At 39.9% G+C, this 26,209-nt stretch carries 18 protein-coding genes and 1 pseudogene; 11 read left to right on the top strand and 8 right to left on the bottom strand.

Annotation, left to right across the window (positions count from 1 at the left end):
- Positions 1–39 precede the first annotated feature (39 nt).
- The 4 genes and pseudogenes from PNIG_RS08905 (at position 40) to PNIG_RS08890 (ending at position 4,976) form a co-directional block, all read left to right on the top strand.
- Complete coding sequence (locus tag PNIG_RS08905) at positions 40–264, top strand: DUF2798 domain-containing protein (protein WP_011328249.1); 225 nt, start codon at positions 40–42, stop codon at positions 262–264.
- Positions 265–270: 6 nt separating this feature from the next.
- On the top strand, positions 271–1,197 hold the full coding sequence (locus PNIG_RS08900; RefSeq protein WP_096317092.1) for a YeiH family protein: 927 nt from the start codon (positions 271–273) through the stop codon (positions 1,195–1,197).
- Positions 1,197–2,369, top strand: a complete 1,173-nt coding sequence (locus PNIG_RS08895) for an endonuclease/exonuclease/phosphatase family protein (protein ID WP_086996959.1) — start codon at positions 1,197–1,199, stop codon at positions 2,367–2,369. The genes PNIG_RS08900 and PNIG_RS08895 overlap by 1 nt, the downstream gene beginning before the upstream one ends.
- A gap of 102 nt (positions 2,370–2,471) precedes the next feature.
- A pseudogene (locus tag PNIG_RS08890) lies at positions 2,472–4,976 on the top strand (S9 family peptidase).
- 55 nt (positions 4,977–5,031) lie between these two features.
- Here the strand turns inward: PNIG_RS08890 and rrtA are convergent.
- The gene (gene rrtA, locus PNIG_RS08885; protein WP_086996953.1) at positions 5,032–5,616 is read right to left on the bottom strand and encodes a rhombosortase; all 585 of its coding nucleotides are present in this window, start codon (positions 5,614–5,616) and stop codon (positions 5,032–5,034) included.
- Between the two features lie 94 nt (positions 5,617–5,710).
- On the opposite strand from rrtA, the gene ggt reads away from it, so the two are divergent.
- The 3 genes from ggt (at position 5,711) to PNIG_RS08870 (ending at position 10,263) form a co-directional block, all read left to right on the top strand.
- A complete protein-coding gene (gene ggt, locus PNIG_RS08880; RefSeq protein WP_089368318.1) occupies positions 5,711–7,489 on the top strand; it encodes a gamma-glutamyltransferase in 1,779 nt (592 codons plus the stop codon).
- Between the two features lie 151 nt (positions 7,490–7,640).
- Positions 7,641–9,335: an NAD-dependent malic enzyme gene (locus tag PNIG_RS08875; protein ID WP_086996947.1), complete on the top strand. Its 1,695-nt coding sequence runs from the start codon at positions 7,641–7,643 to the stop codon at positions 9,333–9,335.
- A gap of 217 nt (positions 9,336–9,552) precedes the next feature.
- A complete protein-coding gene (locus tag PNIG_RS08870; RefSeq protein WP_011328242.1) occupies positions 9,553–10,263 on the top strand; it encodes an SIMPL domain-containing protein in 711 nt (236 codons plus the stop codon).
- Between the two features lie 9 nt (positions 10,264–10,272).
- Here the strand turns inward: PNIG_RS08870 and PNIG_RS08865 are convergent, their stop codons facing one another.
- Positions 10,273–11,619, bottom strand: coding sequence for a DUF2254 domain-containing protein (locus PNIG_RS08865; RefSeq protein ID WP_089368317.1), 1,347 nt, complete (start codon positions 11,617–11,619; stop codon positions 10,273–10,275).
- Positions 11,620–11,740: 121 nt separating this feature from the next.
- Here PNIG_RS08865 and PNIG_RS08860 point away from each other — a divergent pair, with 121 nt between their 5' ends.
- The 4 genes from PNIG_RS08860 (at position 11,741) to PNIG_RS08845 (ending at position 13,943) form a co-directional block, all read left to right on the top strand.
- Positions 11,741–12,115 carry an MAPEG family protein gene (locus tag PNIG_RS08860; protein WP_089368316.1) on the top strand — a complete coding sequence of 125 codons (375 nt, stop codon included), beginning with the start codon at positions 11,741–11,743 and terminating at the stop codon, positions 12,113–12,115.
- A gap of 8 nt (positions 12,116–12,123) precedes the next feature.
- Positions 12,124–12,756: a sulfotransferase gene (locus PNIG_RS08855; RefSeq protein WP_089368315.1), complete on the top strand. Its 633-nt coding sequence runs from the start codon at positions 12,124–12,126 to the stop codon at positions 12,754–12,756.
- Between the two features lie 87 nt (positions 12,757–12,843).
- Positions 12,844–13,416, top strand: a complete 573-nt coding sequence (locus PNIG_RS08850) for a MiaE family protein (RefSeq protein WP_011328238.1) — start codon at positions 12,844–12,846, stop codon at positions 13,414–13,416.
- Between the two features lie 107 nt (positions 13,417–13,523).
- Positions 13,524–13,943, top strand: coding sequence for a DUF1090 domain-containing protein (locus tag PNIG_RS08845; RefSeq protein ID WP_244181027.1), 420 nt, complete (start codon positions 13,524–13,526; stop codon positions 13,941–13,943).
- A 1,471-nt stretch (positions 13,944–15,414) separates the two neighbouring features.
- Here PNIG_RS08845 and PNIG_RS08840 read toward each other — a convergent pair.
- From PNIG_RS08840 to PNIG_RS08815, 6 genes are read right to left on the bottom strand one after another with little or no spacing between them, the layout of a single operon-like run.
- Positions 15,415–16,053, bottom strand: a complete 639-nt coding sequence (locus PNIG_RS08840) for a hypothetical protein (protein WP_089368314.1) — start codon at positions 16,051–16,053, stop codon at positions 15,415–15,417.
- The gene (locus tag PNIG_RS08835) at positions 16,043–18,925 is read right to left on the bottom strand and encodes a hypothetical protein (protein WP_089368313.1); all 2,883 of its coding nucleotides are present in this window, start codon (positions 18,923–18,925) and stop codon (positions 16,043–16,045) included. The genes PNIG_RS08840 and PNIG_RS08835 overlap by 11 nt, the downstream gene beginning before the upstream one ends.
- A gap of 28 nt (positions 18,926–18,953) precedes the next feature.
- Entirely contained in the window at positions 18,954–24,620 is a 5,667-nt protein-coding gene (locus PNIG_RS08830; RefSeq protein WP_089368312.1) for a phage tail protein, read from the bottom strand.
- Positions 24,613–25,023, bottom strand: coding sequence for a DUF6950 family protein (locus PNIG_RS08825; protein WP_089368311.1), 411 nt, complete (start codon positions 25,021–25,023; stop codon positions 24,613–24,615). The genes PNIG_RS08830 and PNIG_RS08825 overlap by 8 nt, the downstream gene beginning before the upstream one ends.
- Positions 25,007–25,597 carry a hypothetical protein gene (locus PNIG_RS08820; RefSeq protein WP_011328232.1) on the bottom strand — a complete coding sequence of 197 codons (591 nt, stop codon included), beginning with the start codon at positions 25,595–25,597 and terminating at the stop codon, positions 25,007–25,009. The genes PNIG_RS08825 and PNIG_RS08820 overlap by 17 nt, the downstream gene beginning before the upstream one ends.
- Positions 25,597–26,202, bottom strand: coding sequence for a hypothetical protein (locus PNIG_RS08815; RefSeq protein WP_089368310.1), 606 nt, complete (start codon positions 26,200–26,202; stop codon positions 25,597–25,599). The genes PNIG_RS08820 and PNIG_RS08815 overlap by 1 nt, the downstream gene beginning before the upstream one ends.
- Between the last annotated feature and the right edge of the window lie 7 nt (positions 26,203–26,209).

Below are 26,209 nucleotides of genomic sequence, written 5' to 3'. Positions count from 1 at the left end.
GACATCTCAATTTATTGCTTAACGCCAAAGGCTACACCTATGTTTAACCCTAAATACCGCAATGTTGTGTTTGCATTTTTAATGGCACTATTAATGTCGGGCTTTATGTCTTTTGTGATCTCATTATTTAACGTGGGAATGGTCGATAATATTATAACTATATGGCTCAAAGCATGGGTATTTGCATTTTCTATCGCATTTCCTACAGTTATTCTAGTTGCACCTTTAGTACACAAGTTAACTGATAAAATAATTCGAGCGTAATACAGCATGCCATTAACACTCAAAAAGCCATTGTTTTTAATTCTTTTAGCATTATGTATCACTCCTTTTATTGGCGCTGGTAGTGCACTGGTAATAGGCGCTGCTTTTGCTATGACATTAGGTAATCCGTTTGCCGAGCTTTCGCAAAAAGCCAGTAAGTGGATGTTAAAAGCAGCGGTGGTCGGGCTTGGTTTTGCCGTTGACTTTAATCAGGTAATTGAAGTGGGTAGCAGCTCTTTAGTGCTCACTATTGTGAGTATTACCGCAATAATTGGCTTAGGTGAAATACTTACCCAAGTATTTAAACTTAACCGCAATACCGGCGTATTAATTTCATTTGGCACTGCTATTTGTGGTGGCAGTGCTATTGCAGCTATGGCACCGGTAATTAAAGCAAAAGATCATGAAGTGGCTGTGGCACTTGGCGTAGTATTTATGCTCAATGGCGTGGGCTTACTGTTGTTTCCGGCCATTGGCCATTATTTTAATTTAACCGAGCAGCAATTTGGCATGTGGGCTGCTTTAGCTATTCACGATACCAGCAGTGTTGTAGGTGCATCCGCTACTTATGGCGCTGTGGCACTAAGCATTGCCACCACAGTAAAATTAACCCGCGCTATGTGGATCATTCCTTATACTGCGCTTGCTGGGGTGTTTTTACGCTCAGATGAAAAAGCCAGTATTCCACTATTTATTGTTGGCTTTGTACTCGCCGCACTTATTAATACTTATTTGCCACAGTTTTCACCTGTATGGAGTGTTATTAATATAGTTGCTAAACAATTGCTTATAGTTACATTATTTTTAATTGGTAGTGGCCTATCATTAGCAATACTAAAACAAGCCGGACTTAAGCCCTTTATAATGGCAATTTTATTATGGATAGTGGTAAGTAGTGTTATTTTATTTTTAATTTTAGATGGGTTGATATAATGAAAGGTAATTTAAGTAGTATTACTTTGGGTAGTACGTTGTTTTGTTTACTGCTAAGCAACTACGTTGCAGCGGCGCAACTGCGTGTTGCCACCTTTAATGTAAGTATGGATGCAACTAACTATACACCAAGAAAAACCCCTGTAAAAAGCGATTCTTTGGTTAGCGCGCTTAAAGCAGAGCATTCACAAATTAAAAATATTGCCGAAATAATTCAACGTGTTCGCCCCGATATAATACTATTAAACGAGTTTGATTATGTGCCAAAAGAGCAGGGTATAGCGTACTTTAAAAGCCATTATTTAAACGTGAGTCAAAATAATCAAGCGGCAATAGACTATCCTTATTTTTATATTGCGCCGGTTAATACCGGTTTAGCCACTGAGTTTGATTTAGATAACGACGGTAAAAAAATAGGAATAATGGGCGACGCTCACGGTTTTGGTTTTTTTGAAGGCCATTACGGTATGGCCGTTTTATCTCGTTATCCAATCGATTTAGATAAAGTACGAACGCTGCAAACTTTTAAATATAAAGATATGCCTAATGCGCAAATGCCTATTGATCCAACCACAGGCAAAAACTGGTATAACGAGCAAGAATGGCAAAACATTCGTTTGAGCTCAAAATCTTTTTGGGATTTACCCATATCAGTTAATAATAAAACGGTACATATACTTGCATCGCACCCAACCCCACCGGTTTTTGATGGCTTAGAGGACAGAAACGGCAAGCGTAACCATGATGAAGTAAGGTTAGTTGCAGACTACATTAATAATGCCGATTATATTTATGACGATAAAGGTAAAAAAGGCGGTTTAAATGCTCAGTCTCGCTTTGTTATTTTAGGTGACTTAAATGCCGCCCCTGAGGGTGATAAACAGCGAACTATAACTACAGATCAGCTACTTAAGCATCCGCTTGTAAACGCCAGTTTTATACCGAAAAGTGCTGGCGCAAAAGAGCAATATCCACAGCACAGCCATGCTAAAAATTACAGTGCAAGTTGGCAAGCACGGGTTGACTATGTTTTGCCATCGCATTATGGGTTAAAAATTATTGATGGTGGGGTATTTTGGCCAACTAAAAATAGCCAGCTATACCGCTTAATTAAAGACAGAAATGCGTCGAGTGATCATCGACTAGTTTGGCTAGATTTACGCTTAGAATAAGCAACCTAACTCAGTTACACCGGCGTTTGTCTTAAAAAATTGCAATCACCAAAGTGCTTCTGCTTAAATACGGCTTAATTATAATTACCGTTAAGAAGCACTATGATTTTTAATATCTCATCGTCCAAAACATTAATAGCACTGGCTGTTGCCTCAAGTGTTTTTTTAGCAGGGTGTCAAGCAACTGCATCATCTTCAACAGCTACGCAAAATAATGTAACAACGTCTCCTGTTGCTGCCGTTGTTAATACCCCCGCCGATATGGGCTCTACTAAAATAACGTTAGAGCAAGCTATGGCCCATCCCGATTGGCTTGGACGTCAACCAGAGCGCGCATTTTGGGGCAGTGATTCTGCTACCATTATTTATGCACGTAAAGAGCAAGGTAATGAGTTACGTAACTTATTTAGCCAATCAATTACAAGCCAAAGCGCAGAGCAAGTAGCACTTAATAAACTGCACACTGTAGGTGCAAATAAAGCTGTTTATTCAAAAAATAAAGCCCTGCAAGCCTATGTATTTGAGGGAAATATATTTGTAAAAAGCGTTACAACAGGTGCAATTCAACAAGTAACGCATACCTCTAGCACTGAATCTAAGCCACAATTTTTAAATGATGGCAGCTTAGCTTATCGTCAAGGTAATACATTTTTTAAAGTTGACTTAAGCTCAGGCTTAACCACTGAAATTGCTAATTTAAAACTGGCAGATAAGCCCCAGGGCATTACAGAGCCAAGCAGTTATATTGCTAAAGAGCAGCATAAACTTATTGATTACATAGCGCTAACGCATAAAAACAATAAAGATAAACAAGCACGCAAAGCACAGCTTAAGCAGCAAAATAGCTCAATTGCTAATACTGAGTTTTATTTAGGCAAAGGTAATAGTGTAAAAGACGTGCAGTTATCGCCAAATGGTGATGCTTTATTAGTGGTAGTGCAAGAGCAAAGAGATTGGCGCGATGATAGCGATATAATGCCAAATTATATTACCGATGATGCCCGCATTGAACCTAAAAAAGCGCGCCGCCGAGTAGCTGACGAAAAGTCGCAAACCTCAGAGCTGGTATACATTAATTTAAACGATAAAAGTCAAAATACCTTAAGCTTTGATACCCTACCGGGCTTTGATGAAGACGTATTGGCAGCGGTTAAAAAAGAAAACTATGCCCGTGATGGTAAAACGTATAAGTCTAAAAAAGCGCCGCGTGGTATAAATTAAATTAGCGATTGGGGCTGGGATCAAAGCCCTATAATTTGGAACGACGACGGCTCAAACGTAGCAATAATGCTAGAAGCGTGGGATAACAAAGATCGCTGGTTAGCAACCGTCGATTTTAAAAATAATAAGTTAGTGTCGCAACATCGTTTACATGACGACGCTTGGATAGCCTATGCTTTTAACGATTTTGGCTGGCTACACAACTCTAACACCTTATATTATTTATCAGAGCAGTCGGGTTACAGTCAGCTTTATAAAAAGCCGTTAAATGGTAAAGCAACAGCGCTAACAACAGGTAAGTTTGAAGTATCTAACCTTACGCTTACCGACGATAACAGTGCTATTTATTATAAAGCTAACGTTGAACACCCAGGCCTATACGAAATTTACCGTGTAAATCCACTAACCGGTAAAAACGAGCAAGTAACCGACCTTAACGGTATGACCGACTATACACTTAGCCCTGATCAAACCAAGCTGCTGTTAAAGCACTCAACAATTATGTTACCAACTGAGTTGTATGTGGCTGATGCAAAAGCAAACACACAGGTTACCCGGTTAACACATACGGTTTCGGATGAGTTTTTAGCTAAAAAGCTAACAACCCCTAAAATAATTGCAGTGCCATCTAGCCATACTGATCAACCTATTTACGCAAAAGTGTACTATCCGGCTGATTATGTAGAGGGCGAAGTGGGTAAAAAGCGTAAAGCGGTTATTTTTAACCACGGTGCAGGTTACTTACAAAACTCGCACTTGGGCTGGTCTGGGTATTTTCGTGAGTTTATGTTTCATTCGTTATTAGCTGACGAAGGTTATGTAGTAATGGATATGGATTACCGCGCATCTAAAGGCTATGGACGTGATTGGCGTACGGCAATTTATCGTCAAATGGGTACACCCGAAACCCAAGATTTAGCTGATGGGGTTAAATGGATGGCAGAAAATGCCAACGTAAATACGCAAGCTGTAGGCACGTATGGTGGCTCTTATGGCGGCTTTATGACCTTTATGGCGTTATTTACCGCGCCCGAATTGTTTCAAGCGGGTGCTGCACTTCGCCCCGTTACAGATTGGGCTCATTATAATGCGCCGTACACAGCAAATATATTAAACCATCCGGATGTTGATCCAATTGCGTATGAGCGCAGTTCGCCTATTTACTATGCTGAGGGTTTAAACAAACGCTTATTAATTAATGCGCCTATGGTTGACGACAACGTGTTTTTTCAAGATACGGTTAGATTAGTACAGCGTTTAATTGAGCTTGAAAAAGAAAACTTTGAAACGGCTATTTTTCCGGTAGAGCCGCACGGTTTTGTGCAGCCATCGAGCTGGTTAGATGAATATCGCCGTATTTATAAACTGTTTAAAGAAACCCTGTAACGATTAATAACAAGTTACACCTAAAACGCCACTTTTAAGTGGCGTTTTTTTATATTTAGTTTTTGTTTTTAATATAGTTAACTAATAAAGGTGCGGCTAACAAAGTACCACCAATAGCACCAATTAAGTGCGCGTCAATTGCAACGGTTGAGTTTATAAGCTTACCAATATCGGCATTAGGGCCATTTAGCTGCTCAAATATTATTTTAAGCCACACCCCAATAAACAATAAATAGCCCGACTTAAGCTCAAGTGTTGTATCTTTAACTGCGCCCCAAATAATAACGCCATGTAACAGTGCGCTTAGCCCAGTGTAAATATAAATACTGGGGCAAAACCAGTAAACACCTAAGCCGCACCACAGAGCCAATAAGCTAATATTAATAGCGTAGCGTTTAGGCGACGTATGTTCGCCATGTAGTAACCAAATTAAAATAATACCGCCGCAGTTTAGCGCCAAATGTGCCCAGTTAGCATGAACAAATTGGCTGCTAAAAACTCGCCACAATTCGCCCTGATTAACTAAATCGCGATTAAATTCGAGTAAGTCATTTAAATCAAAAGTAGCAAAAGTAACGCTTAGCAGCATTAAAAATAAAGGAGGGAGTAAATAACGAGGTTGCACTGGTAAATTAAGCATTTAATTGTAATTTTTAGTATTAATTTTTGCATATTGTGCCTGTTTAACTTTAAGATGCCAATTAACTCCTGATAATTTAGGTTATTTACTCTTTATGAACTTTAAACATCACACATTACTTGCTATTACATTATGTGCAACGTCTTTTCCTTTATTTGCACAACCCCTTACTCAAATTGAAACGCGCGAGCCAGAAGCCGCAACCGGCTTAGTACATAAACAAGCCGTGAGCGGCAATAATTATATGGTGGTTGCAGCTAACCCGTATGCATCTCGTGCTGGGCAGCAAATATTAGCGCAAGGCGGCAGCGCTGTTGATGCTGCAATAGCAACGCAACTGGTACTGACTTTAGTAGAACCACAATCTTCAGGTATTGGTGGCGGCACCTTTATGCTGTACTACAACAAAGTAAACAACAAATTAACCAGTTTTGATGGCCGTGAAACTGCACCAGAAAACGCCGACGAAACATTGTTTTTAGATAAGCATGGCAAAGCCGTGAAGTGGATTGAAGCCATAGTAGGTGGACGCTCAGTAGGTGTGCCAGGGGTTTTACATGCCTTTGCTAACGCACATAAACAATACGGTAAACTACCTTGGGCTGATTTATTTAAACCAGCCATTGAGCTTGCAGAGCAAGGCTTTGAGGTTTCGCCGCGATTACACGGTTTACTGCAGCGCCAATTAAACCCTGGCGTAATGAGCATGCCAGTAATTAACGACTACTTTTTCCCAAACGGTAAATTAATTGCGATAGGTAGCATCAAAAAAAACCAGCCATTAGCTAATTTATACAAAGAGATTGCTAGTAATGGTATTGATGCATTTTATAAGGGCGCTAATGCCAAACAAATGGTTAATGCGGTACAGCACTCTAAAATAGCGCCTGGCAAATTAAATGAGCAAGATCTGGCTAATTACACTAGCAAAGAGCGCGAGGCGGTATGTATTGAGTATCGTGTTTATAATGTATGTTCTATGGCACCACCCAGTAGCGGCGGGGTAGCTGTGCTGCAAATGCTTGGCTTATTAGAGCATAAAAACATGGGCGCACTGCCAGTAAATGGTGAGCAAGCACTGCATTACTTTAGCCAAGCATCAAGAATTGCGTTTGCCGATAGGGATGTTTACATGGGCGATCCCGATTTTACCCAAGTACCTACCAAGGAATTATTAAATAAAGACTATATAGCCACACGTGCAAAACTAATTACCGAGCAAGATATAACAGCCGTTGCTGGTAACCCAGTTGATTACTTAAGTTATGCCAAAGACGACTCGTTCGAATTGCCATCAACCAGCCATGTGTCGATTGTAGATAGCCAAGGCAATGCAGTGTCTATGACCAGTTCAATCGAAATGGCTTTTGGCTCAACGGTAATGGTAAATGGTTTTATTTTAAATAATCAGCTGACTGACTTTTCATTATCGCCGCGTAAAAACGGCCAGCTTGTAGCAAACCGAGTTGAAGCTGGCAAGCGCCCGCGCAGCTCTATGTCGCCAGTAATGGTATTTAATAAAGATGGAAGTTTACGTTTGGTTGTCGGATCTCCTGGCGGAAGCCGTATTATTAGTTACGTTGCACAAGTGGTAATTGGCGTGCTTGATTGGGATTTATCTGTTCAAGAAGCAATTAATCTACCACGTACTACTAATCGTAACGACTACACTAGCCTTGAAAAAGGCACTGCGCTTGAAGCATTAGCGCCAGCACTTAGCAAGCGTGGTCATAATGTTAGAATTTTAGATTTAAACTCTGGTTTACATGCAGTTGAAGTAAAAAACAACACATTAATAGGCGGCGCCGATCCTCGCCGTGAAGGGGTGGCTTTGTCTGATTTAACTGATAAAAGTGCCACTTTAAAATTCTAAATTATGTATAATACAAATGCGCTAAGCTAGTGTTTAAAATTAGCGCATTTATATATTCTCAATGGTCTGACAAGGTTAAATAGCATTGCAATTTAGCCTTTAACACCGATAATGACAGATCATAACTTAAGACTAAGTAAAGCTTGGAAATATGACTACAAATACCGATCCAAATTATCTTTATATTCATCATTCTGGCCCCGGCCTTCTTGAAACTCCATTACTCAATAAAGGCAGTGCATTTAGCCAAAAAGAACGCGAAAACTTTAATATTGCGGGTTTACTGCCTCCTCGTTATGAAACAATCGAAGAGCAGGTAGAGCGTTGTTACCAGCAGTATTCTAGTTTTACCGACAATCTTAATAAGCATATTTATTTACGTGCAATTCAAGATAATAACGAAACACTTTATTATCGTTTAGTGCGTGATCATATTGAAGAAATGATGCCAATAATTTACACCCCAACAGTGGGTGATGCCTGTGAAAAATTCTCAGATATATATCGCAGCGCACGTGGATTATTTATTTCATATGAAAATCGTTTTCAAATAGACGACATTTTACGCAATGCCACCAAAGGTAAAGTAAAAGTAATTGTGGTAACCGATGGTGAACGCATTTTAGGCTTAGGTGACCAAGGTATTGGTGGCATGGGTATTCCTATTGGTAAGCTATCTTTGTATACCGCATGTGGTGGCATTAGCCCTGCGTATACATTACCGGTAATGCTAGATGTGGGTACAAATAACGAGAAGCTATTAAACGATCCTATGTATATGGGTGCGCGTCATAAGCGTATTACTCAAGATGAGTACGATGAGTTTTTAGACTTATTTATTAAAGCAATCAAGCGTCGCTGGCCAAATGTATTATTACAGTTTGAAGACTTTGCTCAGCCAAATGCGATGCCACTGCTGAAACGTTACCGTAATGAAATTTGTAGTTTTAATGACGACATTCAAGGCACAGCTGCAGTAACTGTTGGCTCATTGCTTGCTGCGTGTAGAGTTAAAAACGAACGCCTAGCAGATCAAAAAGTAGTGTTTGTTGGTGCTGGCTCTGCGGGTTGTGGTATTGCTGAACAAATTGTAAGCCAAATGGTTTTTGAAGGTATTAGCGAAGCGCAAGCACGCAGCCAGGTATTTATGGTTGACCGCTTTGGTTTGTTATCGGAGGGTATGGAAGGTCTACGCGACTTTCAGCAAGTTTTAGCGCAACCACAAGCTCGTTTGAGTGAATGGACGTACAGCGGCGAATTTGCGTCATTACTTGATGTAATGCATTGCTCTAAACCCGATATTTTAATTGGTGTTTCGGGCCAACCTGGTTTATTTACCGAACAAGTAATACGCGCTATGTATTCAGGTTGTGAACAACCTATTATTTTCCCATTAAGTAACCCGTCAAAACAGGTAGAAGCACAGCCAATAGATATTATTAACTGGACCGAAGGTAAAGCACTTGTTGCTACAGGTAGCCCATTTGCCCCAGTTGAATATAATGGTGAGCTTTTCCCAATTCCGCAGTGTAACAACAGTTATATTTTCCCGGGAATTGGTTTAGGGGTTATAGCTGCAAAAGCAACGCGTATTACAGATGCTATGTTAAGTGTTTCTAGCGAAATGCTGGCTGAATCATCGCCGCGTGCAAATACTGGCAAAGGTAGTTTATTACCGGCACTTACAGAAATTGAAACCCTAAGTAAACGTATTGCATTTGCTGTAGGCAAAAAAGCGATTGAAGAGGGCGTTGCTCTTGATATTTCTGATGACGCACTATGGGCTGCTATCGATAAAAACTACTGGTTACCTAAGTACCGTAACTATAAGCGCAGTAGCATTTAAAGCTGCAACTTAGTATTTAGTAATAATTAAAAAACAGGCTACGGCCTGTTTTTTGTACTTGTTCATCTGTAATTAACCACTTAAAGTGTTTAATAAGCTTAATATATAGCAAGCTGTAAATACTTTTTGTATTAAATTAGTGACCAATAAAGGATTGCGAATTTAATAAAGTTAGTAATATAACCAGTTGTTACGGTTAATATAAAAGGATTCACTTATGAAAACGTTTACTTTATTTTTAGGTGCAGCACTGAGCTTTAATGCATTTGCTGCGGCCACACCCGATACACCGCATATTTATGTTAAAGGTGAGGCAACAATTACCACCATGCCAGACCATGTATTATTAAATGTTGGCATTACCGAAATAGATAAAGATTTAATTGCTGCAAAAAATAAAACCGATATAACCATGGCTAAGGCAATAAAATTAGTAACAGCATTAGGTGTAAGTGATGCAGATATTAATGCCGGGCAAATATCAATAAACCGAGAAAGCCAATATAATCGTGAAAGCGGTGAGCAACAATTTAAAGGTTTTAGGGTTAGCAGATCTTTAACGGTTAAGCTTAATGCCATTAATAAATATCCCGAGTTACTACAAAACTTAGTAAACAATGGTATTAACGAAATTAACCATACGCGTTTTTTAGCAAGCAATTACGATGAACTCTACAAAAAAGCGCAAAAACTGGCTATAAAAGATACTCGCGATGCAGCTAAAGAATTTAGCAGTGAGTTTGGCGTAGAGTTAAAAGGCTTATATAGCGCATCTATGCAGCCATTAAATGTGCAATCGGCCCCTTATATGCGCGCCGAAAAAGTGATGCTCTCAGATAGTACACCGAGTAATTATGTACCCGATGCCTATCATGCAGGTGAAATCATTATAACTGCATCTAGTTATGCAGTTTATTATATAGATTAAGTTTATAACTTACTGGCGCTTAAAACGTGCCAGTAATGTATCACCTTGTTGCTTACTAATACGGGCAATTGATTTAAGCATATTATTAATTTCCTGCCTGTCGTACTCATTCGTTACGTGCTCGTTAATGTCATCAACAATAGCATTTAAATAATTAAATAAACTTTCCCTCGCCGCTGAATTTTCGTGAGCAACAAATAAAATATTTTTAAATGCTTCTAACACATTAGTCATTACGTACGCATCGCCTTTAGCGTAATTACGTAGCGGGGTAAAATTATCATGCAGTAATTCATCAAAGCGGGTTTCGTGTATATATAATAATGGCGTATCTTTGCTGTGTTTAAAGCTGTAATTAATATCACTTATTGAAAGTCGTTTAATTAATAAAATACTTAACATATCAATGGCTTTAACTGCTGTACCCGGATCGTTTATGCCTGGGCTCATCGCTTTAACGGCTATTTCTGATATTTGCGTTAAACCATAACGGTAATGGTCGCTAATATACTCTTCTATATAAAAAATAAAACAGCTTAAAATTTTATCAATTAACTCATCATTACTTGAAATATCTTTATTACACTTTAAAAATGGATAACCTTTAACTGTAAAATAACCTTGTTTAACAGTGATATAAAGCTCAATTTCTTCTGCAGATAATAAGGCGCAAAGCTTATCGGTGTGCACTCCTTTGTAGTAGCCTTCAGTTTGACTATTTATAGAATGCCAATCAGTAAAGTCGGGAAGATTTTTAAGCGGCGCTTCTTGCTGACTTTTAATAATGGTTTTAATTTCATTTTTTGTTTGGCTAAATAAACCATTTAAAACATTATCTACTTGAATAGCGCGAGATATAGAGTGAATAAAAAATACGAATAGCCCTAACGAAATCAAACCAAAAATAAGCGCAAATAATACCCCAAGTGCCGGTATAGCCATGGCGCCATTCTCGAGTTTATTAATATTTATGAGCATAATTACTGAGTAAATAATACTGCCTAAATAAAAACCTAATACCAGTTGGTGAGATTTCCGGGTTATTAATCCAGGTACTACACGCGGCGATAAACTGGCACTGGCTGAGTTTAATACCACCATTACCATTGAAAAACTAAACACAGTTAACGAAATAATACTGCCGGCTAAGGTACTTAAAACAGTTCGCGCATTTTCGGCGCTATCTACTAATACTACAGATATAAACGACTTTAGCTTTTCAATAATGGGCATATATTCAACCGACATCGTAATAACCGCAAAGGTTAAAAATGCAATTGAAAGTAAAGAAGGGTAAAAGCCAATACTATTTATCATTTCTCGATAACTGTCGGCTACTTTGCGAGGTACAAACATAAAATCCTTATGCTTTATTGTATAAGAGTATTATTAATACTTTAGCATAGTTGTAAACTAAACTTCTGATAATGAAGGTTAACTTGTGTGTTATTATTGCCAAAAATATTAGGATAATACTGTGATCATTTCAACATACGCTGCATTACTTGCATTTTACTATATTTACTTAAGCTTTAACGTAATAAACGTGCGCAGGGCAGCGCAAATATCACTTGGTGAAGGCGAAAATCCACAGTTGCAACGGACAATTCGTGCCCATGGTAATTTTATGGAATATGTACCGTTTGCTATTATTTTGCTTTTTTTAGCAGAATATCAGGGGTTAGCGAGTCATTATTGCCATGCACTTGGTGCAATGCTACTTATAGGCCGCGTTTTTCATAATTTTGGCATAGTAGAAAAAAACCTAAAGTACCGCCAAATTGGTGTTATAGCTACATTTTTAACTATGCTTATAAGTGCTTTAGTTATTTTATTAACCCGCTTTAGTTAAATTTAATTATGAATAACAAAATATTTATTATTGGTTTACCGCGTACAGGCACTACAAGTGTTTGCCATGCTTTTTTAGAGTTTGGTATACCAACAGCGCATACTGCTTACACAAACAATTGTTTTGATAACGCCCATGCAATTGCCGATACGCCAATTTTTAATGATTATAAAGCCCTCGATAAGTATTATCCGGATGCAAAATTTATTTATTTAGAGCGTGAGCTTAACGTATGGCTACCATCAATAAAGCAATTATTATTACGTATGCATACTAATTTAACACGCACTGATGGGGGCTTTAATATTCATCTAAAGCATTGTTATTTAAATATATTTAGTAATTTAACAATTGATAATATAAACGATGATAGTTACTTAACGCATTGTTATAACACGCATATCAATGACGCTAAAAATTATTTTAAACACCAAGAGCAACGCTTTTTATCAATAAATATAGCAAAACCGCAAAGCTACAAAATGCTCTGTGATTTTTTAGCGATTAAAAGTAATAAAACAGATTTTGAAAAAATGAATATGGGCGGCAAAGTTACTGCCTGGAACGATATAAAACATCCGCTAAAAGTTGAATCAACAGCAAAAGGGCGCATAGATAAACTGTTACGCTACAAGGTTTAACTTTACAGGCTTAGGAGCATGATTTTTTACCTAATATACGCTAAAATCTGCGCATTATTTTACACCTTGTTATAAGTAGTACAGAGCATGTTTGAATTAAAATACCACACTCCATTTGAATGGACCGAAGTTGTACTTGATGACTTCGATACTTTTTTACAAGACCACGCCGCAGCCGAAAAAAAAGCATCGGGCATGGCCATGTCTATGCTGTCGCATTACCCCGATAAACGTAAACTGGTTACAGCTATGGCAGACTTAGCACTTGAAGAAATGATTCATTTTAAAGAAGTGCTGAAAATTTTAATTTCACGTGATGTAAATTTAGGTGACGACAAAAAAGACCCTTATATAAAACAAATACGTGCTTTATTTAGACACGGCCGCGACGGTTTTTTAATGGATCGATTATTAGTCGGTGGGGTTATTGAGGCGAGAGGGCACGAACGTTTTTCACTAGTGGCGCAAGCGTTACCAGAGGGCAAAGAAAAAGAGTTTTACATTGCGATTGCCGAATCAGAAGAAAAACATAAAAACTTATTTGTAGAACTAGCGTATGAGTATTTTGATAAAGAAGAAGTAGACATACGCCTAGAAGAGCTACTAATAGCGGAAGCTAAAATTTGTGAAAGCATTCCGTTTACTGCGGCACTGCATTAATTTAAGCTGTTAATGCCATACTCTAAAAGCGCTAAATTTATATTAGGCGCTTTTTTGTTTGTAACAATTACGCATAATTTAATAATTATTATGTTTGGACAAAGCTGATGATTAATATATTTTCAAAATATAAAGTAATACCAACAACAGCAGGTATTCTATTTATGCTATCATCCACACCGGTTGCTGCATCATTAGCGTGTAGTGATTTGTCTGGCTGTGAAAAAAAATTTTGCGAGATAGAAAGCCAGCTTGCCATAGCTAAGGAACATGGTAATAAGTACAAGATTGAAGGGTTGAAAAAAGCATTACATGCAGAAAAAGCTAATTGCAGCGAAAAAGTATTGAAAGAAGATTTAATAGAAAAAATAAACGATGCTAACAATGATATTGCTGAATATGAAGAAGATCTGCTAGATGCTAAACAAGCAGGTAAAAGTGATAAAGTTAGTAAGTATCAAAAAAAGATTACAGCAGAAAAGCTTAAACTAAAACATCTGAAAGATGAGCTTGGCAAAATTAATTAAATCACCAGTGGCTACTTGTTGTTAACGCTTTAGGTTATCGTTAACAGCGAGTGTACTGCGAATATTATCGGATTAACCATCATATTTAATTACATTATTACGCAACAATAACTATATACAGTGCAGGGCACTTCAATCTTTAAACTAGCCTAATTAAAATACACTTAAAAAGTCATACTACAAATAGCAATCAAACATTATGGGGAAGCGCGTTTCCATTACTCTGTTTTATACCAGCTGTCTTTCAACAACTTAGAAGTTCATAGTTAAAACCACTATCAGCAGGGAGTTTTAGTTAAATAACCAAGCGCATTACTGTGATAAACATAATCACACCACAATTTAACATAATTTAAATGACTAATAATTAAACCAAATATAACTAAAACTGAAAATTAAAACCCTACATAATAGGCTATTTAAAGCACCTGCTTATAAAACGAACTAAACCAACTGATTTATTACTGTTAATAGCGTTATTTTGCAAAACTAGCTATGTAAATACAGGTAAAACCCATGTGTGTAACAGTGATAAACCAGATCTTTTTGAGGTTTATTTATAAAAAACTATTACAACTGATGGCAAAGTATAAGCATATGGTATATCAATTCAAATATTATGGCCGGATTGTTACTCATAAAGAGTAATAAAACAGCATGGGATTGAAATAGAAATGTTAGTTAGCTATTGGAATAGAAGATAAAATAAAGCGATTAACTAGGTTAAAGACTTAAGCTTATTTATAGGCGTTAATTATGTAGTAAGTTATGGCGCAAATTTAATTGAATTATCACTTAGTTAAAATCACAGTAAGGCTGCTAGTAAATTTATAGAATAAGTTAAGCAAGGATATGCATATAGAGATTTATAAGTAACGTGTAGGTATGAAATAGTAGCTGAATATTACCTAAGTTAAATTGGTAATTTATGCATAGCTAAAAGAAAGAAATGCTTTAAGGGGCCTGATTCATTAAGCTAGATAAGATAATAATTCAACATAAGTGTTTATATACAAAGAGTATAAGAAGCCACATAAGTAGTAAGCAGCAAAATTCCGTTATTTGAATTGAAAATATAGCAAAGGCATAACAATATACTTGCAGACTGGTTAGTTATAGATAGGTGCGCTTTATAAACAAGGAGAACTTTAACCGCTAAATTATCAGCGGGCTTGTTTTATACAAATACATGTTTAAATAACAAACTTGCTTTATAGGGCTCATGTAAGTAAAGCATCCATATTTAAAGTTATGTATTCGTAGTAGTAGGAAAGCAGCTGTATTGAATTTACTTAAAAACGTAAAATACACTTAATGTAAGCCGCCGCAGAATTTTAGAAAAATAAACGCTAGATTTTAGAATAAATAAATTATGTTAAATAGGGTGGTTTTTAGTTTAGTTTTAGTTATGTGTGGTGGAATTTAAACAATGTTCAAAGAGGGTTTAAACGTTGTTTAAACCCTTTTTGCATTATTCGAAGTATGATTTACGAGCGAGAATAAACTGCAAGCCAAACTGTTTAAACTCTGCTTCATCTGCCAGCTCTACAACTTGCTCACCAGTCGCTGTTTCAGCATTGAACTTAATAGGGAAGAATTGTCCTTGCGCGTCAAATTCGGTAGCTAAATCAAATGCGGACTTCAGAGCAGATAGCCCGTTTTGGTTAGTTTCATTTAGCGATACGTTAACGCCTTTTATTTCTATACCCACCATTTTAGATAGCTTTCTTTGATACGGCGCAAGCACATGCTCAACCGTTCTAACTTCGGGGCGTAATGACTCAATAGGTAGTGGCTTTGGCTCAGCCTCAATTACGGTACCCTCGTCATTCGCTATTGGCTCAGGTAAGTTAGCGTTGTGCTCGTTTACTTCGTTAAGCTCAACCAAGTAATCAAAGTATTCTTGAGCCCAATTCCACTGCTCGCCTAAGCTTACTAGTACAGCAAATTTAGTTATGACCTCAGTGGGCTTGCCGAGCGAAATTAACCGTTCAATATCTTGCTCAGTTTTTGTGTCTGGACGTTGTAGTAATTGCGGTAAACCTTGCTCGTCTAAAACGGGGGTCTGTTCCTCATCTAAAACGATGAAATCGACTATCTTATTTATCATTTTTTATCCACCCTATTGGTTCAACTATACGTGCTGTGCCATAAACAACGGTGTTGCCGTTATCATCGGTACGTGTTGATTGGTTATCTACGATGTTAATCTTCCCATCATCACCCCAATCAGTACCATCATGCTTAAGCTCTGTGTAGGCGTAGTTAATAAACCCTTGTTGGTTTTCAACTACGTTATAGTTAAGTGCTTTAAACGCGGAGCTATTGTTACTTGGGGCTATCAAGGGTGCTGGTGCATGCTCCATAAGGCTATTAATATCAATAAAACCATTAATAGGGAAGATTGCACACCGCAACCACGGAACCTCTACAGCCTTATTTTTAGTCACTGTCGAGGTACCTATTTCCCCTATAAGGGAGTACATTAGTCCATTCCCTGCCCGTGTGTCATGTGTGTCTCCGAACATAATACTTCCCACTCCCGACATCCCCCCCTCAACCATACTATTAAGACTACCCTCAGTCATCCTTGAGGGTGTTGTGTAGTTGAGTACCAGAATAGAACTAGCGGGTAGGCTTGGGAACGACGCCGAATTATTTGTGGTATCAAAAACAGCTAGACTCGAAATCGTGTGTATAGACCAGTCATTGCCCTTATTCTCAGTTCTACGTACTGGTAACCAGGCAATAACCTTTCTTAGCATACCACGGGGTATACTGTACCCATTAGGAAGTATAGGGTTCCAAGACCCAAGCCAGCCGTGTTTTAAACCCTCACAAAGAATAATCTCCGAGGGTGAACCTATAACTTCTGTGGCTGTATAGTCCCCGGACAAGGAAAAACCTCTCTCACTAGCCACTATTAAATAGTAACCTCCAGAAATAACAGGGGGATTTTCCCAACTCGTTCCTTCTGGGGAGTTAAGATAGGTATCTGAACCGTTATAGATTGAACGACCAAGAGGGAATGTTGTACCTGCAGAGTCTACAATATAACTATTTTTATGTGTATTAACATAAATATTAAGTTTATGTACCTCTGGGAATGCTTGGCCACTTATTATGATATTCTTGTTCGTAGATACCTTAGCATTAAGAGTAGTTTTATGAATTTTTATAAACTTCGCGGCCTCTCTACCTCTATAGACTCCGGCTTTAATTTTTAAATCCCCCTCGGAAAAATCCTGTTTAGTTAATCCCCAAGCAGAGTAGCGCATATCACGGCACACACCACCTTGACCGCTGGCATAGATAGCATCGTAGAAACGGCCATCGGGTCGTCCAGAAAAAGCCGATATTATCCGGCCATCGGCCGTATCTAATCCTAAAGCCCCTAGTACCCCCGAGAAGCAGGTGCTTTTACTTCTAATATTCGAGGCAATATCTCGATGATACCAGGGCCGATGTCCAAGGTTTGTTGCGCTTCTAAAAGTCCCCGCCCCCATAGGGTTAAAGCTTGGATGATACGCACCTTGATTAAGCCTACTCACAGTGCCACAGACTAGGAAATAGCACACCCCATTAGCGGAAGATGAGAAAGGAGCGTTGTTGGAATTTACGCCCGTCTCCGCAGAGGGACTGGCGTTACTAGCGAGTGGCCCCCAGTACCTATAGGATGATGTAGGTGGACTATAAGTATATGCCGTATCCAGTGCCCCATGGCTTCCTATGTATGTTGGGACAGGATTTGCAAACTGCAAGCCACCAGTAGGAGACTCTAAGTTCAACCAATCACCATTTCCCGCACCAGCAAAGCTTCGTCCGCGAATACACCACTGATAAAACTTACCTGTTACATCATCAAAATAAATATTATTTAATGGATCACGGGCTATTTTAATGCGTGTAGTTTCACTAGCTGCTTGCCAGTTAACTCCTTTTCCTCGGCTTTCTATGTCTCCTTCGTACCAAGAAAAATACATAGCTGGGCGTTTTGTGTCATTGGAAGTTGAGACACCATTAATAGTTGTGGCCAGGGATTGTATTAACCCATACTGGTATACAAAAGGATCTTCATCAGTTAATTCACGTAGAAAAGCTTCAAACCCCCACATATCCACACGTTCTGTAACTACTTTATTAGTCTCAGTTTCACTTGAAAAAGCTATACCCGAGGTAGCATGAGTAACGGATAATCCCGTGGCGCTATCATAAGTACGATCTCCTTTCTCCGCCGGGGGGAATTTCACAATGTTGCCAATGTTAACTTGTAAACTACTTAGGCGGTCTATTTTTGTAATTACCCCAGCAATATTAATGCTGGGGGTGTTACTTTTACTGAGTCCCGAACCTAAACTCGTCCCTTCGGTAACGCCCAGGTTTAACCCATCAAGGTAACTGCCGCTTGAGACACTACCAGAGTACATTCCTTCATTTATAGTCTCATATGAACTACTATCAAGACGCTTACCAAAATGCACAAAGCCACTGGCAGCAAACATTTCATTATTCTGTTTACGTTTAGCTTCAAACTCAACTTTACGCATCGCCCAAGGGTAGGGGTGTAGGGCATCGTTTTCAATTTGCATTTGCTTAAGTGTTTTTATTGATTGACTAACACCCGCAGCATCTACAAAAGCAACAGTGCCTGTTTTTGTTTGCCAATCTTGCATCGCTTGGGTGTTGTCATTTAAGAGGCGGTTAGCTGTTTGTAGAGCTTTTACCGTGTCTTTAAACTGAACTGTGGTAGGAATAACAATCGCAGGTTGGTTGCTTTGATTACTGTTCCCCCATGCTTTTAGTAATTCAATAACATGCTTGCCCGAACTATCAACATAGGTGCGGTTTATTTCCATGGGGGTAAATGTGCCGACATGTATAAAGTCGCCCTTACTAACACCCTCGGGGCTTTCATTACTATTAACAACGACATTTTTCTGTCCGTTATTAATGCTTACTTGGTTGGCTGTGTATGCGGCCATATTTTAATCCTCTTGTAATAGTTGTTTGTTATTCGCTCACAGCGAGTGATAAAAATTGGCCAACACCAGGTGCTGCATAAAAATCATTTACTTGGGCACGAACGCGATACTTTTGATATCCAGAGCCTGGCGTATGGGAAAACGTGAACGCTTTAGCGCTTATCGATGATGCGTAATAAGGCACGTTTGGTGTGTGGTTTGGCGTACCATAACCCTCACTTTCAAAAGCCCCATTTCGACAGCTATAAGTTCCAGAAAAAGAATGTGAACTAACTACATACCAGGAGTTACCATTCCAGCGCTCAAGATATACAGTACCGTTGGTAGGTTTAAACTGTTGTGCTGCAGGGCATTGCACGGATGTAGGATCGCCGTGCAAAGGGCCTTCTTTATAGCGTCTATGCTGATAACTCACTGCAAAATAAATAAGATTACCGTTCGATGTAAACTCTATTTCTCTCGATGGGGTGTTAACTAAATGTCCGGTGCTAACACTACTTTCCAGCGCGCCTGCTATAAACGAGCCCTTTTGAAAAGAGTTGCCATAAACATCTTTCCACTCTGTAGCATTAGCGCGCGTTAGATTATTTAAATCGGGGAGACCATTTCTCATGATCTTTGGGCCAAACCAATAAAACAAGTTTTCAGGTCCAAAGCCGCTGGCTAGCTCTATTTTCATAAAGTTTTGACCAATCAGGTCAATGCGAGGCGATTCTATACGGGTGCCCGCACGTAACACTTTACCGTCTAATGTATCTTCTATAATTGCGCTACCATGAACGTATAGCGTGTAGTTTTGCCATGCTGATCCTGTATATCGTTTGGTTGTTTGAACACTTGGATTGCTAGACTTATAAATAGTTACACGGTCATGAAGAACGGGGGCGCTTGGAAGTGAGGCATTTGCTGTTGAGTCTGACCATGCGCCTGTTGAGGTCCCAACCTGAACTTCAACCGATCCGCGTGCGCCTGAGTCGCCTTTAATACTATCACCCTTGTCGCCTTTTACTATATATTCACTGGGTTCTGACCAACCCGTTTTAGGCCAGCTATTAGTACCGTTATCTTTATATCGAGTTGTTGACACATAGGTTTTTTTACCGGCCTCAAAGTAGGGGGCATCCTGCCATCCACTGGGCAAGGCTTCGCTAGAGCCATTGAATGTCCCTCCTGCAGGTTTAGCGGGTTTGCTGGTTGCTGATTTATAAATCAGGCTAACAAAATCACCATTTTTCCCATCGAAATAATCTGTGCCTTTAATCGGGGTGTATCCGTCTACTCCATCAGCAATAACAACGCTGTTACCCGCGCCATCCGTGACTGTATGCGTTCCGTTGCCATTGTCCGTAACCGTAGGTATTGGGGCATCATCGCCATTCAAACCATCTTTAATAGTTACCGCTTTACTACCATTGCTAATGGTGTAGGAACCATCTGGGTTAGTAGTAATTGTGGGTGTATCTCCTTTATCACCTTTTGCACCATCTTGTGCTTTTATATCATCTAAGCTTTCTACAGTATGGCCATCACCTAGCACCATACGGCCCTTAAATGTATGCACCGGATTAGCCGGATCGGTATTATCCACGTAAGACGTTGCTACAAAGGTATTACCCACCATGAAGCCCTGGCGAATAACATCACCCACCAAATCTAAGTTTCCGGTTTCACCATCGTTATAGCCAACAACACCCACCGCACGACCATTGTTATCTAATTGCCAGCCTCCACGGGCAACAAGCTCACCATCCACAGTCTTAAATACTTGGCGCAGCTCTTTAATACTTGCGCTATTTTCACCGTCGGTAATTTGCATATTGGCAATAAACTCAGCAAGTGGCCCATTTACCCATGAACCACCGCTAGCAACACATTGCACCGCATCATTCTCAGCGCTTATATTGCCATTCATATCAACACAATAACCCACAGCAGTGCGGGTGTATTCTTGTGCTGTTGCTATTGCAGTATTTTTTGCATTCTCGGTATCTGTATTTATTTTTGAGGTAAGCGTTTGCGAAAGCGTTGTAAATGCTTGATTCTGGCTAGCAAAAGTTTCGGCTACTTCGTCAAAGCTGCTAACTGTATCAGCAACAAACGATTCAAACTCTTGGTCACGCACCGTATTTGCTTCATCAATGGTGGCAATCGCTGTGGTAACGTCACTAAATCTCGCTACCGTATCTTCAAACTGTGCCTTATAACGCTCATCACGTATTACGCTGGCTTGCTTTTCATTTGCAAAAGCTTCGCTTACTAGTTGAACACTCGACTGGTTCTTGTTGTATATTGCCGCCAGTTCAAGGGTACTTTTAGAAACAGACTCCAGCTCATTGGTATTTGCTTTTAGTTCATTTTGAGCTAAAGCTAACTGCACCCCGTTCTTTGCAAACTCATTATTTTTTATGATCTGGTTCGCAGCCATAATAATATCGCTGAGGTTTTTTGACTCCGAGTCTATTTCTAAACCCTTCATCTGTATAATATTCTGGTCTACCGTACCTTTTAAGGCATCTAATTTTTGGTTAACACTTACAAACTTTGCGGTTACGCTATCGTCACCACCATCCCCAGCAATAAAGGATGTTATCTGGTTCTGTATGTATGCTTCAGCACCATTAATAAACTGTTGAGCATTATTGGCTTTTTCAAGCGTTCCCGCGTCATTGAAGGCTTGTAGCGTGGCGCTAACTCTATACGTAGTGTTAAAGGTATCTAGTATTTCATTAACGCTAGATTGTGTTTGATAACCTAAAGCATTCACCCACGTTGTCGTTGCGTACTGGGCCATAATACCCGTACCCGCATTAATATCATTCTCTAAACTAGATGTGCGAACTGTAATATCATTAAGCGCTAAATCATTAGCGCCACGTTTACCCACTTCAATAAAATCAATATCACACTCACCTAAATTAAAGGCGAGGGCGGTTATTAACCCTGTGTAACCTTCGGTGCCAGTCGCATCAACTTGCAGCGTTTGCCACTCGTTATTTGCAGGAGCCGGTATATTAATTATAGCGTCAGCACTATTAAAACTAATTTGTCCTAACCATTGTTTATCTAAGTGTAAGCGTACACGTAACCTAAACATTGGGTTTTCATCGGCTAAGTAACTTACTACAGGGGCTGTAATTTGTCCTAGAGCCGTAATGTAGCCTTGTATATTGTGGCTTTGAACTCCTGTAAACCCTTCATTGTTACTATTAAATTGCCAGCTATAAGCAGGGCTTAACGCTTCAATAGCCCCAGCTATTTCACTCTGCATTTCACTAAACGTAGCGCGTTGTGTAATTTGCCCAGCTTGCACAATAAGCTCAGCTTCGGCTTGGCTTATACGTTTATCGCTTTGAGTTATACGGTTTGCTTGTATAGCAACGCTGGCATTCACCCCATTAATTTTTAAAGTAGCCTCGTTAAACGCATTCTCAGTATGAGCAAAAGCACGATTAACAATTGTTCCACTATCACGATCAAAATAGACAGCCGCATCTATTAAACGCTCATTACCTAATTGGCGCTGCTCATACTCCTGCCGCCAATTAGTGTAATTTGCAGATAAGTCAAACACACCTTTTTCAATATCAACACGGGCTTGTTTTTCAAGGTTTAACTCACTTACTGTTTGGGCTATTACATCGGGTAAATTGTTCTCGGTTTCAGGGCGCAAGCGATCAACTTGCGTGTTCATGTCGTCAATAAGTGTTTGTGCGTCCTCACTTAATTGAGTTAATTCAACACCATTTATAAACTCGGTTAAATCTACAAGTGTGGTACTTGCAATAACATCTACCCAGGCGCTAGCACCCAAATGGTTAACGCTGCGCACTCTAAATTTATACTCAGTTTCACTTTTTAGGCCAATACGGTTGTATATTTGCGCCAACACACGCTCACCGCTTTGTGGACTTTCTGTGGTACCTAAGAATTCCCACTCAAACGCAGTGCCAATACCTGCTGTAGCTATGTCAGCAGTTAGCGTTATTTGGTTGTAATCTGCAGTTACATAAACGGTAGGTAAAGTCGGGGTAAGTACACTAAATTGCACAGCTACAAGTAAGGAGCGTTGTCCAAATATGTTTTTTGCACTAATACGTGCGGTGTATTCACCTAGTTGTAAATTTGGAATCGTTACTTGGGTGTAGGTAACAGAGGTTTTAAACACCTGCTCATCAGCCACAGTATTAATAAACTCAATATCATATTCATTAACAGCAAGCGGCGCAGGGTGGTTCCATTTAATAATGCCATTGCCGTCACCATCAATCGTAACCCGTACATCAAAAATAGGTTGTGGCTTACCCACTAAATAGTCACTATTTGGTGTTAAATCTTGCGCACCAGGTACTAAATTATCAGCCCATAAATCAGGGCCGTCTTCAACGCACATCAATGTCACGCCGCCATCTAATCTAAAGCGGCGCTCAACTACACGGTATACTTTATTGTTTATCGACTCACTCGGTAGGTTTAAATACACCGTACGGCCAACAGCTGCAGCCAACCCCTTATGCTTAAGCGGCAGTTCAATTTCACCTAACCGGGTTTGTTCTAAATGTATTGTTGCCAGGCGCTGGGCCGTCGTGCCACTGCGCACAAACGGTAACGTAATTGACTTTTCTAATATCTGATTATCAATAGCTTGATACCCAGCAGACACAACAGGCGGGGCATCTGTGCGGTCGTAATTTTGCATTGGATCGGTAAACGTCGCTCTCACAACATTCGCACGATCGCGTAAATCAGCATGCCACTTTATTTTAATGTTGCCATGCACATCATCAGCATTAATAGTGTATGTAGGATTGCCATACCAAGCCCCAACACGTACATACCACTGGCCCATTTGCCTAAAAATCTTGCCCGCAAAACATCCCTCTAATTGGTTTAATACATCAAGCGGTTTCGAGCTAAAGGTAAAGCTACCATTCGTGGTATAGCGTTTTTCGGTTGTTAGTTTACCTGCAGCATCTTTAAACTCAGCATCTTCGTCACATACGTTTATTGCAGCTATCCACCAGCCCAGCGGTAAACGGTCAAACGGCACTTCATGCGCACCGTAAAATCGAACGTAGTGCAGGGCGCATAGCACAGCATTTTGGCTCCAAGCCCACGTAGTTTCATCATCAGGGTTTTGAGTCGTATCGCGCGGATCCCACACCCGTGCACCACGAATTAAAAACTCGGTTTCACTAATACCATCTTCAAATACTTCGCGGTTGTTTTCCAGCTCTATAAAAATATGTGCTTGGTCAATGCCTATATGCTCATTTGTCCAACCGGCCATCTTAGCCACAGCTTTAGTATTAGCCGTTGTATGGCGGCCATCACTTAACTCATAATCCCAGCTTTCGCCTGGATAATCAGTAATGGGTTTATCAGCTATATAAATTTCTTCAAGCGCGTCAATAGGGGCACCATTTATAAGCACCACCATTTGCACAAACTTTTTTTCACCACGTTCAACTTCCGCCTGGTGCGCAATAACACCACCAACACGGTCGCGGCCAAACGTAATGCGTCGGGGCTGATCAATACCTTTTTGTAAGCCTTTAGCCAGTGTCGCTAAATCTTCTTCTGGTAAATCAGGCGTAAGCGAATCCCAGAGCGCTCCCACTGTTTTATTAAAAACACTGCGCCCTAGGCCAAAAATATCACCCCCAGTATCAACTACAACATCAACAACCTTAGACATCGCGAGGCTCCAACGGGTACACCGCCTTTACGGCATCCATAGGTAGAGTAACTAACCCTTTATCACCTACACATACCACAGCGTTAACAGTCACAATGCCGCCCACATATTCATTATTAAATTCAACTAATGCAATGTCGCCACGGCGTGCGTAAGCAATCGGTACTTCAGGGTTTAAACGGTCTTTAAATACACTTTGAACATCGTTTAAATCGCGTTTAAACAATTGTTTAAATGCCCCCGTTTTTGAGCGATAAGCGCCTCTAAAGTCAGCTGCAACATCATTGCCCGTTGCAAACAACACCCAATCTGCAATCAATAAGCAACAATCATTTTTACCCCATTTAAAAGGTTCACAGTTACGCTGAGTAACAAAAGCAGCAAGTTTAGCGTTGGCGTTCATGTCGATTATCCCCTATGTATTTACCCGGTTGTGTGTCACGTAGCTTTTGTTTGTTTGCCGTTGTTTGCTCACTAAAAAACTTATCGCCCGGGTGCAGCGCTTTTTGGGTTGCATCGTTCCAGCGTTGGTGTAATCGTGCATCTTTCCAACGCTCGCTTTCACCCGCTATGCTCAATTGAATTTGCGACACGTCACCACGTTCAACATCGCACGCAACAATGTAGCCGCTTTCAAGTATTTGGCTTTGGCTAACGCGGTAATGCTCATCAACAGTTACAAGGTAAATTTCGCAGCCCAGGCTAATAGGGTCATTTTCGGCAACCTCAGCTAAAACAGCTTGGTCTTGAGTGTGTAAAGTTAAACGAATACGGGCACTGTCATTTTTATCGCTGGCCGGTATTTCGCTTACCGTGCCTAACATACCTACGCCATGCCAAGTACGGTTTTTAAAGCGGCGCTCACCAACACCTGTATGCAGTAAAACATCACCACTTTTAAAGGCTAAGCGCACAAAGTAGCGGGCACGGCCGCTATTAGCTAAATCAGCAAGTAAAGCAGCATTTAAGCTTTCCATTAAAACGCCTCCCGGCCTTTAATTTTCCAGCTGGTAACAATGCCTTTTTTATATTGAGCACTCGCAAGCCCTTGCTTATTATCTGCAAGTCTAAATAAGCCAGCGGGTTGCTTAAACGTAATTAGGGTATTGTCTGCAGGTATTCTGCGAACAGGAGATTCAAAATTAACCGTTGCTTGGCCAATCGAATTACTTACCAAGTCAGCCGTTAATATTTTAAGCTCAGTGCTTTGCCCAACGCCAACTTGCATGCGTTCGCCAGCAACCAGCAAGATTTTGTTAGCGGGTAAGCCATCGATATTTAATATGTTGCCATCTTGGTTTGCACCACGTACAAAGCCAGTAAAGTCTTTATCTAGCTGCTCACGGCGATAATCAATTAAGGTAAATGTACCCACTTGGCCGCGAAGGCTGGCAATAAAACCATCAAGCGCCAACGCATCGCGCTCAGGCACATTGGCAAGTTCAATTTCAAACTCCCAATAAGCACCTTCTAAGTCGTAAATTTCAGTGGCATTGTTAGCTTTATTTAAATGAGTTTGGCTATTAGGCACTAACGTAAAGTTAGATAACTTAGGCCGTTTTGGGAGTGGAAGAGGTTGCATCGTTACC

The organism is Pseudoalteromonas nigrifaciens (assembly GCF_002221505.1).
GTDB lineage: Bacteria > Pseudomonadota > Gammaproteobacteria > Enterobacterales > Alteromonadaceae > Pseudoalteromonas > Pseudoalteromonas nigrifaciens.
This window is presented reverse-complemented; position numbering and strand designations above follow the sequence as displayed.

Excerpts from the sequence above, each read along its gene's own strand:
- PNIG_RS08905 (WP_011328249.1), top strand. The coding sequence starts at position 40 with ATGTTTAACCCTAAATACCGCAATGTTGTGTTTGCATTTTTAATGGCA.
- PNIG_RS08900 (WP_096317092.1), top strand. The coding sequence starts at position 271 with ATGCCATTAACACTCAAAAAGCCATTGTTTTTAATTCTTTTAGCATTA.
- PNIG_RS08895 (WP_086996959.1), top strand. The coding sequence starts at position 1,197 with ATGAAAGGTAATTTAAGTAGTATTACTTTGGGTAGTACGTTGTTTTGT.
- rrtA (WP_086996953.1), bottom strand. The coding sequence starts at position 5,616 with ATGCTTAATTTACCAGTGCAACCTCGTTATTTACTCCCTCCTTTATTT.
- ggt (WP_089368318.1), top strand. The coding sequence starts at position 5,711 with ATGAACTTTAAACATCACACATTACTTGCTATTACATTATGTGCAACG.
- PNIG_RS08875 (WP_086996947.1), top strand. The coding sequence starts at position 7,641 with ATGACTACAAATACCGATCCAAATTATCTTTATATTCATCATTCTGGC.
- PNIG_RS08870 (WP_011328242.1), top strand. The coding sequence starts at position 9,553 with ATGAAAACGTTTACTTTATTTTTAGGTGCAGCACTGAGCTTTAATGCA.
- PNIG_RS08865 (WP_089368317.1), bottom strand. The coding sequence starts at position 11,619 with ATGTTTGTACCTCGCAAAGTAGCCGACAGTTATCGAGAAATGATAAAT.
- PNIG_RS08855 (WP_089368315.1), top strand. The coding sequence starts at position 12,124 with ATGAATAACAAAATATTTATTATTGGTTTACCGCGTACAGGCACTACA.
- PNIG_RS08850 (WP_011328238.1), top strand. The coding sequence starts at position 12,844 with ATGTTTGAATTAAAATACCACACTCCATTTGAATGGACCGAAGTTGTA.
- PNIG_RS08845 (WP_244181027.1), top strand. The coding sequence starts at position 13,524 with ATGATTAATATATTTTCAAAATATAAAGTAATACCAACAACAGCAGGT.
- PNIG_RS08840 (WP_089368314.1), bottom strand. The coding sequence starts at position 16,053 with ATGATAAATAAGATAGTCGATTTCATCGTTTTAGATGAGGAACAGACC.
- PNIG_RS08835 (WP_089368313.1), bottom strand. The coding sequence starts at position 18,925 with ATGGCCGCATACACAGCCAACCAAGTAAGCATTAATAACGGACAGAAA.
- PNIG_RS08830 (WP_089368312.1), bottom strand. The coding sequence starts at position 24,620 with ATGTCTAAGGTTGTTGATGTTGTAGTTGATACTGGGGGTGATATTTTT.
- PNIG_RS08825 (WP_089368311.1), bottom strand. The coding sequence starts at position 25,023 with ATGAACGCCAACGCTAAACTTGCTGCTTTTGTTACTCAGCGTAACTGT.
- PNIG_RS08820 (WP_011328232.1), bottom strand. The coding sequence starts at position 25,597 with ATGGAAAGCTTAAATGCTGCTTTACTTGCTGATTTAGCTAATAGCGGC.
- PNIG_RS08815 (WP_089368310.1), bottom strand. The coding sequence starts at position 26,202 with ATGCAACCTCTTCCACTCCCAAAACGGCCTAAGTTATCTAACTTTACG.